Below are 11,880 nucleotides of genomic sequence, written 5' to 3'. Positions count from 1 at the left end.
CAAACTTTGACTGGAAGATTCACGCCATGGCGGCCTGCAAATGGCGTTTTTCTGCGCTCCGGTGCTCACGTACCACAATGTACGCTGCGCTCCGGTGCTCGGAAACCACCATTTTCGCCTCGCCCTGACCTGAATCTCAACGGGCCCTAGCACAGGGAGGCAGGAAATCCTACTTTTTTGAGCGCGCTGCGGCGATTCACGACGGGGAGCGTGGTTCTGTTGCGAAAACCAGCAGGACGAGAAGACCAAGCCCGGCCCCCGCCAACGAGGTAACCCACCAGCCGCCATAGTAATAGGTGGCGGCGGCAAGCGCCGACCCGGCCGAACCAAGCAGGAAAACGATGGTCATATAGATCGCATTGAGCCGGCCGCGCGCTTGATCATTGAGTGAGAAGATGATGCGCTGGCTAAGTATCTGGTTGGTTTGAACGGCGCTGTCGATGAAGATCGCTGCAAGGACGAGCGCGGCGATCGAGATGGCGGTTCCGGCCCAACCGGCAATCAGGAACCAGATTGTAAGCGTGATCATGGCGGTGGCAGTACCCTGTCTCGTATAGCCACGGTCTGCAAGCCGGCCAGCAACGGGAGCCGCCAGCGCGCCGGCTGCACCCGCCAGGGCGAACAGAGCGATCTGGCGTTGGCTGTAGCCAAAAATGTCGGTCAAAAGCAGCGGTATGCCGGTCCAGAACAGATTGAAACTGGCGAAGATGATGCCCTGATAGAAGGCGCGGCGCTGCAGAGCCGGTGTGGTGACAAGCAGATGCCACATCGATTTGAGGATGGCGCCATAGCGCATGCTGCCATGCGGCTGGCGTTGTGGGAGCGCGGCACGCAGGAGTACAAGTACGGCGAGCATTGCCGCTGCCGAAATCCAGAAGATCGCCCGCCATCCGAACTCGGAAGCGACCAGGTTGGCCAGCGGTCGCGCCAGCATGATGCCGGTCAAGAGCCCGGCCATGACATTGCCAATCGTGCGGCCGCGTGAGGCGGCGGGAACCAGATGGGAAGCGAAAGGCACGAGTACCTGCGCACCACAGGCGAAGAAACCAATGGCGAAGGAGGACAGGAGAAAGGTCATCGCCGAACCGGACAGAGCTGCTCCGGCAAGACCAAGTGCGGTGCCAGCGAGCGTCAGAAGAACCAGGCGACGATTTTCGACCAGATCGGCCAACGAAACTAGGAACAGCAGTCCCGCGCCATAGCCGAGTTGCGTCACCGTAACGATAAAACCGGCCATGCCGCCATGCATATCGAGATCGGTGCTGATCAGACCGATAAGCGCTTGCGCATAGTAAATATTACCGACCATCGCCCCGCAGGCGAACGCGAACAAAAAGGTCAATGCCGGGGAAAGCCCCGGCATTTCGGCTGCGATCTCGGCAGCTTCCGGTTGTGGTAGTACGGTATCTCGGGAATAGGCCATCAGGTTCTCGCTGCCGGCGGTCCTCCCACCCCCGGCTTTTCGCTATTTCAGATGAGGTTGGATAAGGGAAAGATCGGCGGCAGAAAGCCGGTCGGACGCGGTCCGGGCCTGGTGCCAGTAGGGATAAATAAGCGGCAACTGGCTGACCTTATCCAGGCTTGCGCGCTCTTCGGCGCTCAAGACCACATCGGCAGCCTTGAGATTGTCCGCGAGCTGGGCGTCCGTACGGGCACCGACGATGATGGACGTCACGCCCTTGCGCCCGAGCAGCCAGGAAAGCGCAATCTGCGCCGCAGAAATATTGCGCGCTTCGGCAATGCCGGCCAGAACTTCGATGATGTCGTAAAGCCGCTCCTCATCCCTGATCGGCGGCTCCCCCCAATTGGCAAGCTGACGCGTACCTTCGGGCGTTGCCTTGTTGCGGCGATATTTACCGGACAGCAGCCCGCCAGCCAGGGGACTCCAGACCAGCACGCCAAGGCCTTGGTCCAGCGTCGCAGGGATCAGCTCATATTCAGCTTCCCGCGCCTCGAGGCTGTAATGAATCTGCTGGCTGACAGGGGCGATGAACTTTTCCAGTGCCGCAATGCCCATGGCCTTCATCAGGTGCCATCCCGAGAAATTCGAAACGCCGACGTAGCGCACCTTGCCGGAGCGCACGAGCGTATCGAGCGCCTCCAGCGTTTCTTCGAGCGGCGTCAGTCCGTCCCACTGATGCAACTGGTAGAGGTCGATGTGATCGGTGCCAAGGCGTTTCAGGCTTGCTTCCGCAGCGCGAATCAAATGGTAGCGCGACAGGCCGGCGTCGTTGATTTCCTCGCCCATCCGGAACCTCGCCTTGGTGGCGACGAGGATGCTGTCGCGCTTGCCCTTGAGCGCCTGTCCGACGATCTCCTCGGAAGCGCCGGTCGAATAAATGTCCGCTGTGTCGATAAGATTGATTCCGGCATCGAGAGCCATGCCAATCTGGCGCTTGGCGCCTTCCAGGTCAGTGTCACCGGTCTTGGCGAAATTGCCTTTGCCGCCAAAGGTCATCGTGCCGAGGCTGAGCGAGGATACTTTGAGGCCGGAGCGGCCAAGTTGACGATACTCCATGGTGAAGACTCCTGGCGAATGAAAGGTTGATTGAGATGCGCGCTCACCGAGCGAGCGCAAGGTTGCAACTCTATATAAGCCAAACGGCCCGATGTCGCCCCGAAAGCCGAAACACAGATTGGTGATCGGGCGGAATGTTATCCATAAACCCCGAGGGTCGTGCGGGTGAACTGCCACTCGACTTCCGGGCGATGCGCGGCATTGACCGAAAGCGTGATCTGGCGGGTTTTGACCGGCCCCCGAAACCCGGCGAAGAACAGCGAATCCTCGATGAAGGGCTGGACAGTCGCCGAAAACATCCAGATGTCATCATTCTCCGCTTGCAGGATGATCAGGCCATGCTCATCGACTGTGACGTTGACGGATGGGTGCAGATGGAAACGGATGACAACATCCTCAGCACCCGTGTCGCGGAGTGGATTGCGTCCGGAAGCAAAGAAGCTGTCTATGCCCTCGATGACGCTGCCATTGTGCGAAAGGACAATCTGGCGCTCGTGATAGATGCCAAAGGGCCGGACATAACCATTGTGATTGGCGACGAATCCGACTGCGCCTTCGCGTTCGATCCGCTCGATGTTGACCTTCGTCGGACCAGCGATAATCGGCGTACCGATCATCGTCGCCAGTCCCGATGTGGAGCTGAACCGGCAGGAGGACGTGTCGTTGATTGTGGCTGTCGAATGGGCGGCGGTAGAACGCGCCAAGGGGCGAAATTCCGGCGGGCCGTAGCGATCGACGCCGGCATTGACGATATAACGATTGCGACCGGAGGACATCTCGAAGGAAAGGCAGCCGGCATGGGCATCCCGGGAGGCGGTCACAGGCGGTGCGAGCCCTGTATCGGCGATGATCGTTGTGGAGTCCATGGATAGTCGTTCATAGCCCGAATGCGGCGCATGGGTCAGCGGCAGGCCGCCAATATCGTCATGGCGCAGCACTGCGATTACCCGTTCCGGCATGGTCGCGCCGACGCCGTTGAACAGAGCAAGACTGCCATCGTGATGGCGAAAGAATCGTAGCGCGGGCAGCATGCGTTCGATGGCTTCGATCAAAGCCTTGGGCGGTGCTTCCTGGCCACTTGCATAGGTCTGGCGCAAGGGCAGAAGGTCGGCAAGCAGTTCAAGGATCGTCAGCGGGTTGCGCGAGATGTGGCCGCCGTCCGGCAGGATTTGCCGTACGAGTTCGAATTCAAGGTTGCGCCGGGCCGACCGGCTGGTGCTGGACGTTACGGGCAAGGCCAATACAGCGAGCGCGAGGGCGATGCGCGCGCGCAGCTTTTCCTCACCATCATCCATAACGGCGGCCATGGTTCGCAAATAACGCACCTGCATGGCGAGTGAGCGCATGAACTGGCGGTACGAGCGAAGATCCGTGCCGGCGAGGATGAGGCTTGAATGCTGCAGCCAGGCTATAATGCGCTGAGCAGTGACTTCGGGCAGCCAGGCGGGTCCTGAAATCGACCGGCCGTGAGTGGTGATCCAGTCGCCGAGCAGCGCCCGCGCGTTGGCGGTGGCAAGATCCGTGCCTGCGGCGCGCAGATGCCGTAGCCAGCCAAAATTATGCAGGGCCGCCTGCCACGCGGCATTGGGTGGATCAATCAGGAATGGCGAGCGCCCGCCCGTCTCGACGACCCTGCCGGCTAGGGCGAAACGGCCATGGTAGAACTCTTCTGCCAGTTGCGGATCTGCCGGGCGAAGATCTTGCGGGGCAATGAGAACGCGTTCCGGCGTAAAACCGGTGAACCGCCAGCGATAGAGGGGGCCCATTCGCACACGCCTGCGGAAACGGCGCCAAAGTTGCGCTGTTGCCAGTCCCCACAATTGCGGTGTTTCGCTCAGCGCGACCATATTATTATTGCTTCGAATCGCCTCGACAAACGCCGACTATGGAGCAGAAACCGTTAAAACTTTAGTATTTCCGTTTGAAACGCGCTGCGAAGAAGCCGTCCATGCCGGAAAGCGCGGGATTTTCATGGGCGAGGTCGGCCGGCGTGGAGCGAACGAAGCCTTCCGCGGTAATGAGTTCAGCGAGGCCACCAATTTCATCCCTGGTTACCGGTACGAGCTCTATGCCCGGGTTCTTTGCAAGCAAATCATTGGCCACTTTCTCGCCTTCGAGTGGATCGAGCGAGCAATTGGAAAAGACCACAATACCACCGGGGCGGACGATGGTGACGGCATGATCAAGGAGTTTCGCCTGAAGCTGGGCCAGCTTCGCTACGTCTTCGGGCGTCTTGGTCCACGGAACGTCCGGGTGCCGCCGCACCGTGCCCGTCGAAGAACACGGCGCATCGAGCAGGATCGCATCGAACAGCTCTGCTGGCTTGTAGGCGGAAAGATTGGCTTCGACCGTCTCGGCGGAAAGCTTGAGACGTTCGAGATTTGAGCGCAGGCGCTTCAGCCGGTTGGCCGAAAGGTCGAGCGCCGTGACATTGGCGCCCGCCAGTGCAAGCTGTGCAGTTTTGCCGCCCGGCGCTGCGCAAAGGTCGGCGACGCGCTTGCCCTCGATGTCTCCGAAAAGCTTCGCTGGCAGGCTTGCAGCCGTGTCCTGAACCCACCATTCGCCTTCCGCAAACCCCGGAAGAGACGTCAACGGGCCTTCGACAGTCGCGAGACGTACGGAACCCGTCGGCAATGCGATGCCGCCAAGCTTTTCCGCCCAGATATGCGGATCGCCTTTCACGGTCAGGTCGATCGGTGGTTCCTTGCTCTGAATGTCGAGAATGGCCTTGGTCTTGTCCTTGCCATAAGCGGCAATGAGGCTGTTCTCGAACCAGGCCGGAACATTGCTGGCGTGCGAATGGACCTCGCCCTTGAAAGTTTCCTTTTCGCGCGACAGCCGGCGAAGGACGGCATTGACCATCGAGGCGAAGCGGCGGTTGCGTGGATCATTATTGGCGGCGGTGACAGCAAGGTCGACGGCGGCACGGTCGGGCAGATCCAGATAAAGGATCTGCGCAGCGGCAACGTGCAGCAGATGGCGCAGGGCAACGGCATTTTCTGGCAATGGCCGGTCGATCAACTGGCCGATGGCAGCTTCGATGGTGCCGCGATTGCGCAATGCGGCGCCGAGGATGGCGCGGACCAGCGAGCGATCGCGGTCGTCGAGCGCCATATATTGGGGGTGGCCGTTGCTGTTGTCGGTCAGGCCGTCGAGCGAGGTGTGCTTCTCGATGACGGCACCAAGCAGGCGCGTCGCCACTTGACGCGCTGCGAGACCGGGACGGTCTTCCGCATCGATGTAATCTGCCGGTTTTTTGCCTAGAGGCCGTTTGGCTGGTCGTCTGGTACCGGGCTCCGCGCTCATGCCCAGGGGCCTTTACGGCCGCCGCCATCGCGGCCCCACGGGGACGGCCGGTCATCCAACTGTTCGTCATCGATTGGTGCCTGCGGTGCGCGGGTGGGCCGGGAGGCGGCGGGTGCTTGGCCAAACTCTTGTGCCATCGCTTCCAGCGCGGCGATGCGGTTTTCCGTGCTCGGATGGGTGGAGAACAGATTGTCGGCGCCTTGGCCGCTCAGCGGATTGATGATGAAAAGCGGAGCGGAGGCGGGGTTGCGCTCGGCATCCTCGTTGACGATCTGCTTTGCGCCGCGGGCAATCTTGTCGAGCGCAGACGCCAGCCACAGCGGATTGCCGCAGATCTGCGCACCGCGCCGGTCGGCGGCATATTCACGGGTGCGGCTGATTGCCATCTGCACGATCATGGCGGCAAATGGCGCGACGATCATGGCAATGAGCACGCCGATGAAGCCGAGCGGATTATGGTTTTCGCGGCTGCCACCACCGAAAAACATCGCGAAGTTGCCGAGCATGGAAATGGCACCGGCAAGGGTGGCCGTGACGGTCATCGTCAGTGTATCCCTGTGTTCAATATGGGCAAGTTCATGCGCCATGACGGCCGCGACTTCCTGGGGTGAAAGGCGCTGCAGCAGGCCGGTGCTGGCAGCAACGGCGGCATTTTGCGGATTGCGCCCCGTCGCGAAGGCATTGGGCTGATCGTTCTGGATCAGATAGACCTTCGGCATGGGAAGATTGGCATTTGCGGCCAGATCGCGAACGATGGCGTAATATTCCGGTGCGTTCGCCTCATCGACCTCGACCGCGTGGTGCATGTTCAGCACCATCTTGTCGGAATTCCAGTAACTGAAGAGATTCATGCCCGCGGCTATGACAAGGGCGATCATCATGCCGCCGGTTCCCCCAATGAGAAAACCGACGCCCATGAACAGGGCGGTCATAAAGGCAAGCAGCATTCCGGTGCGCATCACATTCATGGCATCAGTCCTTCCGCATTGGTCAAATCTATCAAGTTCATTCCTTTTATTGGTCGTCTTCCGCTATATGATGGTGTTTTATACAGCAAGCTTCAATGACGGGTACCAGCGTTATGAACGACGACCATACGATAATGACGCCGCGCGCGGACAATGATGACAGCCGGCCGCGTCCGACATTCGAACAACTGCCGCCAGCAGCGCAGCGGGCGCTGAAAGAGGCGGAAGCACGCCGCGGGGCCGATAAGGAAAACGCCGATCAGCCCCGCGAAGTCGGTGGGCGTGGCGGCAAGGATCCCGCCCGCTTCGGCGATTGGGAGATCAAGGGCCGCGCGATCGATTTTTAGAGCAATTCCGTTTTCTTCGAACCACGGAGTTGTTCCAGCTTCTTGTTTTACGGAATTCCGGACGGAAAAGCGGTTCCCACTTTTACTGGAATTGCTTTAGCGAATGACCTCGATGCCGAGTTTTTCACGCCGTAGCCAGCGGCTGATCAGTAGAAGGGCGGCCGTTGCGAGGCCGCACAACAGGCCGAGCCATACGCCTGCGCCTTCCATGCCGAGCCAGAAGCCGAGGCCTACAGATAGCGGCAGGCCGACACCCCAATAGGCGATAGCTGCATAGATCATCGGTATGGTGGTATCGTGCAAGCCGCGCAGCATGCCGCTCGCGACGGCCTGACCTCCGTCGAATATCTGGAACAGCGCGGCGAAGGCCAGAAATGTAACAGCGAGCGAAATCACCTTGGCGTTGGCTGGATCGTTGACGTCGATGAAAGCACTTATCAAGGCGTGCGGTGCCAACAGCATCAGCAGCGCGGTGAGAACCATGAAGCCGGTGCCTGCCGTGAACGCAACCCAGCCGGCGCGCTTGATGCCGTCAGGATCCTGCGCGCCGTAGGCACGTCCAACGCGTACCGTTGCCGCCTGACCAAAACCCATCGGCACCATAAAGGCAATCGAGGCAATCTGAATGGCGATCGCATGGGCGGCGAGCGAATCAGCCCCTATCAGTCCCATCAGGAAGGCAGCGGCATTGAAAATCGTTACTTCGAAGCTGAGGATCGCAGCAATTGGCAGGCCAAGGCGCAATAGTTCGCGATAGCGTGGCCAGTCCGCACGCCAGAAACGTCCGAACAGGCGGTAGCGCCGGAACTGCTTGTCGAAAGAAATGACAATGACGAAGCCGGCAAACATCAAGGCTGAAGATAGCGATGTCGCGATGCCGGACCCGACGATGCCGAGCCTCGGAAAGCCGAAATGACCGAAGATCAGCAGCCAGTTCGCCAGTGCATTGAAGGCGACGCCAAAAAGAGCGATGACAAGCGCCCAGCCGGGGCGTTCCAGCGCAGCTATGAAAGAACGCACCACGATATAGCAGTAAAAGGGCAATACCGCCCATTGCAGCGCGCGTACATAATGGCCAGCCTCAGCGGCGAGCGCATGATCCTGCCCCATGGCGATGAGGATCGCTTTGGTATTCCACAATATGAGCCAGATCGGGACCGAAATGGTGACTGCGATCCACAGGCCCTGACGCACCGTGCGGCGTATTTCGCGCACGGTGAATTTGTTGCGTCCGAGTTCGCGCGCCATCATCGGCGAGGTTGCCGTCATCAGGCCGAGGCCGAAAATCATTGGAACATAATAGAGATTGGTGCCGAGCGCACCGGCCGCCAGCGTATTTGCTCCGACCCAGCCCATCATCATGACATCGGTCGCTGTCATGGCCGTCTGCGCAAGATTGGTGAGAATCATTGGCCAGCTCAGCGAGAGCATCGCAACGATTTCATCACGCCATGCACGCTTTGACGCGTTTTGGACTATAGCAGCCGACATTGTTTAAACTTTCAGAGGGATTTTGCCTTGGGATTAGGCAGAATGCACCGTTTTCAGGCAAAATCTTGGTATCATCAATTTGGCGAAGAGCAAAGAGCTGCCCTATACAATCTGGGGTTGATGTCACATGTTTTGAACGTCATATACCATTCGGAATTCAATTGACGAAATGTGATTTATAAAATACATTTATGATCGAGCTTGGGCAAACAGAGACATTTCGAAAATGGCGAACGGAACTCAAAGACCAGCGAGCGCGAGCTTTGATCGCTTCGCGGTTAGATCGCCTTGCTTTCGGGCACGCAGGTGATGTGCAACCCGGGCCCGGCTATCGCGTATATTTTCAGAGGCGAGGAGACGTGATCGTTATCCTTCTCTGCGGTGGTGACAAAAGCACGCGGGCAAAGGATATCCGCACAGCAAAACTTTTGGCTGCGGAATGGGAGGAATGGAATGGTTGAAAAGTTGATCCCTTATGATCCTGCCGAGGATTTGACGACCGATGAGGCTATAGAAGTATTTCTCACCGATGCCTTCGAAACCGGGGACGCAGCATATATTGCGAGGGCATTGGGTGTAGTGGCAAGAGCAAAGGGTATGACCAAGATCGCTCGAGAAACGGGTTTGGCTCGAGAGCAGCTTTATCGTTCTTTAAGTGAAAACGGGAATCCCACCCTCGAAACGATCGTGGCCGTCATGAAGGCGATTGGATTTCAAATCAGAGGCAAGCGCGCGGCATAAACGGAAAGGGCCACCCCGAAGGGTGGCCCCGCAATTCCGTCTGGCACAAAGCTGTCGTTTGGCCTTCTTCCCTGGACTCAGCCAAGGCGCTTATTCAACGGAGAGACGATCCCCGATGGAAAGCATCAGACGCCTTGTGGCAGTTTTCGAAATCACGAGACATCGGATCACCTCCTTTACATTCGTTGAACACAAAACAAGAATGGGGTGTCTTTGCCCGCGTTTCAAGAAAAAATTTGACGGGCCTTTCAGACGGCTTGCAAAACCGCTATTGCCGCCATAAGCCAAGCCGAGTTTTTCACAGAGCGCCGATGGCCGATAGTCGAGCAGGCGTTTAGGGGTACAGGATGGCAGCTGAAGATAGAGCGGCGCGGGTTATCCGCACGGTAATCGATGTACTCGAGCCGCAATTTGCCGTCGAATTATGGGATGGCACCAGAATTGGCCAAACCGATGGCCCAATCCTTGCTATCAATGATCCCATGGTTGTGCGCCAGCTTGCCTTGAAACCCAATATCGGCTCGATCGTCGAATTATGGGTTTCTGGCCAGATCGATGTAAAGAACGGCACACTGTTCGATCTGGTCGAGCGTGGCCCCAAGGGAAAATTCAAGCAGAAGCTGAACAGCCTGCCGAAATGGCAATTGCTGAAAGATGTGCCTTCATTGCTGCTGGCTGGCGGCAAGGCCGGCAGGTCCGGTCTCGGCGGAAAAAATCCCTTTGTCAGCGGCTCCAACAAGGAAGCCATCACCCATCACTACGATGTGTCGAACGCTTTCTATCAGCTCTTTCTCGATGAGCGCATGGTCTATACCTGCGCCTATTTCACTGATTGGGCCAATACGATCGACCAAGCGCAGGCGGACAAACTGGAGCTGATCTGCCGCAAGCTGCGGTTGCAACCCGGCGACCGGCTGCTCGACATCGGTTGCGGCTGGGGCGCGATGTTGATCTATGCGGCGAAGCATTATGGCGTGACGGGGACGGGCGTTTCGCTGTCCGACGCGCAGACTGCGCTCGCGCGAGAGCGGATCAAGGCTGAAGGCCTTGAAGACAAGATAACCATCCACGTCAAATCCTACGAACACCTCGAAGGTCAGTTCGACAAGATATCGTCAATCGGCATGTTCGAAGCTGTCGGCATAGCGCACTACGATACCTATTATTCTAGCGTGCGCCGCCTGCTGCGGCCGGGCGGGCTTTACCTGCATCATGCGATCACGCGGCGCATGAAACGCAACAAGAAGACCTTCGGGCGCAAGAGCGCCGAGCACCTGGCGCTGGTGAAGTATATTTTCCCGGGCGGTGAGCTTGATCACCTCGGCATGACAGTGGAGAACCTCGAGGGCCACGGTTTTGAGGTGCATGATGTCGAGAATCTCCGCGAACATTACGGCAAGACCTGCCGGATGTGGGCGGATCGGCTGCACGCCCGGTTTGACGAAGCGATCGCCGAAGTCGGCGCGCCCAAGGCACGGCTTTGGCTGCTCTATCTGACCGGTTGTGCGCTGGCTTTCGAGCGGGGAACCGTGCAGATCAACCAGACACTGGCATCCAAGCGCAAACGGGGGCTATCTGCCGTGCCGCAGACACGGGCGGATTTGTATCGATAAATCCACCCTGATGGCCATCTGATGCAGTTTTTCTGCGTTCCGGTGCTCATGGACAAAAAGGTCCACTCCGCTCCGGTTCTCGAAAAACCACACCAGCTAACTCGTCAGGCTGAATTTCCAGGTAGTGCTTATGAAAGAAGGAAAGATCAGCCTTTCTTGTTTTGCCTGTTGGCGATCAGATCGTCGACGACAGCTGGATCGGCAAGCGTCGATGTATCGCCGAGCGCGCCGAAGTCGTCCTCGGCTATCTTGCGCAGGATGCGGCGCATGATCTTGCCCGAGCGCGTTTTGGGCAGGCCGGGCGAGAACTGTATCTTGTCGGGCGAGGCGAACGGGCCGATTTCCTTGCGCACATGCGCAACGAGATCCTTGCGCAGCGCGTCAGTCCCCTCAAGGCCGGCCATCAGTGTGACATAGCAATAAATGCCTTGGCCCTTCAGATCGTGCGGGTAACCGACGACGGCGGCTTCCGAGACCGTATCGTGCGAGACAAGAGCGGATTCAACTTCCGCCGTACCCATGCGATGACCCGAAACATTGAGCACGTCATCGACGCGGCCGGTGATCCAGTAATAGCCGTCCTTGTCGCGACGGCAGCCATCACCGGTAAAGTACTTGCCCTTGTAGGTGGCAAAATAGGTCTCGATGAAACGCTTGTGATCGCCATAGACCGTGCGCATCTGGCCTGGCCATGAGTCGATGATGCACAGATTACCGTCAGCGGGACCTTCAAGCACATTGCCCTCATTGTCGACCAGTTGCGGTTGTATACCGAAGAACGGCCGCGTTGCCGAACCCGGCTTCAGCGCCGTTGCGCCAGGCAGCGGTGTAATCAGTATGCCGCCGGTCTCCGTCTGCCACCATGTATCAACGATTGGAGAGCGCTTGTCGCCGAC

The 11,880-nt window shown here is 58.6% G+C and carries 11 protein-coding genes; 4 read left to right on the top strand and 7 right to left on the bottom strand.

Going from position 1 to position 11,880, the window contains the following annotated elements; translation table 11 throughout:
• Positions 1–196: 196 nt before the first annotated feature.
• The 5 genes from C7476_RS08785 to htpX form a co-directional block, all read right to left on the bottom strand.
• Positions 197–1,423 (bottom strand): MFS transporter, encoded by a 1,227-nt coding sequence (locus C7476_RS08785; protein WP_114429527.1) that lies wholly within the window; start codon positions 1,421–1,423, stop codon positions 197–199.
• Positions 1,424–1,465: 42 nt separating this feature from the next.
• Positions 1,466–2,518: an aldo/keto reductase gene (locus C7476_RS08780; RefSeq protein ID WP_114429526.1), complete on the bottom strand. Its 1,053-nt coding sequence runs from the start codon at positions 2,516–2,518 to the stop codon at positions 1,466–1,468.
• Positions 2,519–2,655: 137 nt separating this feature from the next.
• Positions 2,656–4,365, bottom strand: a complete 1,710-nt coding sequence (locus C7476_RS08775) for a heparinase II/III family protein (protein ID WP_114429524.1) — start codon at positions 4,363–4,365, stop codon at positions 2,656–2,658.
• A 61-nt stretch (positions 4,366–4,426) separates the two neighbouring features.
• Positions 4,427–5,824: an RsmB/NOP family class I SAM-dependent RNA methyltransferase gene (locus C7476_RS08770; RefSeq protein WP_114429522.1), complete on the bottom strand. Its 1,398-nt coding sequence runs from the start codon at positions 5,822–5,824 to the stop codon at positions 4,427–4,429.
• A complete protein-coding gene (gene htpX / locus C7476_RS08765; RefSeq protein WP_114429520.1) occupies positions 5,821–6,792 on the bottom strand; it encodes a zinc metalloprotease HtpX in 972 nt (323 codons plus the stop codon). The genes C7476_RS08770 and htpX overlap by 4 nt, the downstream gene beginning before the upstream one ends.
• A gap of 134 nt (positions 6,793–6,926) precedes the next feature.
• Between htpX and C7476_RS08760 the strand changes: the two genes are divergently transcribed.
• Positions 6,927–7,139: a DUF1674 domain-containing protein gene (locus C7476_RS08760; RefSeq protein WP_114429884.1), complete on the top strand. Its 213-nt coding sequence runs from the start codon at positions 6,927–6,929 to the stop codon at positions 7,137–7,139.
• A gap of 96 nt (positions 7,140–7,235) precedes the next feature.
• On the opposite strand, the gene C7476_RS08755 is transcribed toward C7476_RS08760, so the two are convergent.
• Positions 7,236–8,630: an MATE family efflux transporter gene (locus C7476_RS08755; RefSeq protein WP_245426240.1), complete on the bottom strand. Its 1,395-nt coding sequence runs from the start codon at positions 8,628–8,630 to the stop codon at positions 7,236–7,238.
• Between the two features lie 191 nt (positions 8,631–8,821).
• On the opposite strand from C7476_RS08755, the gene C7476_RS08750 reads away from it, so the two are divergent.
• The 3 genes from C7476_RS08750 (at position 8,822) to C7476_RS08740 (ending at position 10,984) form a co-directional block, all read left to right on the top strand.
• On the top strand, positions 8,822–9,091 hold the full coding sequence (locus tag C7476_RS08750) for a type II toxin-antitoxin system RelE/ParE family toxin (RefSeq protein WP_114429519.1): 270 nt from the start codon (positions 8,822–8,824) through the stop codon (positions 9,089–9,091).
• Positions 9,084–9,371, top strand: a complete 288-nt coding sequence (locus tag C7476_RS08745; RefSeq protein ID WP_114429517.1) for an addiction module antidote protein — start codon at positions 9,084–9,086, stop codon at positions 9,369–9,371. Before C7476_RS08750 ends, C7476_RS08745 begins: the two co-directional genes overlap by 8 nt.
• A gap of 347 nt (positions 9,372–9,718) precedes the next feature.
• The gene (locus C7476_RS08740; protein WP_114429515.1) at positions 9,719–10,984 is read left to right on the top strand and encodes an SAM-dependent methyltransferase; all 1,266 of its coding nucleotides are present in this window, start codon (positions 9,719–9,721) and stop codon (positions 10,982–10,984) included.
• 146 nt (positions 10,985–11,130) lie between these two features.
• Here the strand turns inward: C7476_RS08740 and C7476_RS08735 are convergent.
• A partial coding sequence (locus C7476_RS08735) for an AMP-binding enzyme (protein ID WP_147274637.1) occupies positions 11,131–11,880 on the bottom strand: 750 nt, incomplete at its 5' end.

This window comes from Phyllobacterium bourgognense, from assembly GCF_003337575.1.
In the GTDB taxonomy this organism is placed as follows: Bacteria; Pseudomonadota; Alphaproteobacteria; order Rhizobiales; family Rhizobiaceae; genus Phyllobacterium; species Phyllobacterium bourgognense.
The sequence above is the reverse complement of the archived record's forward strand: the minus strand, read 5'-3'. Positions and strand labels throughout refer to the sequence as shown.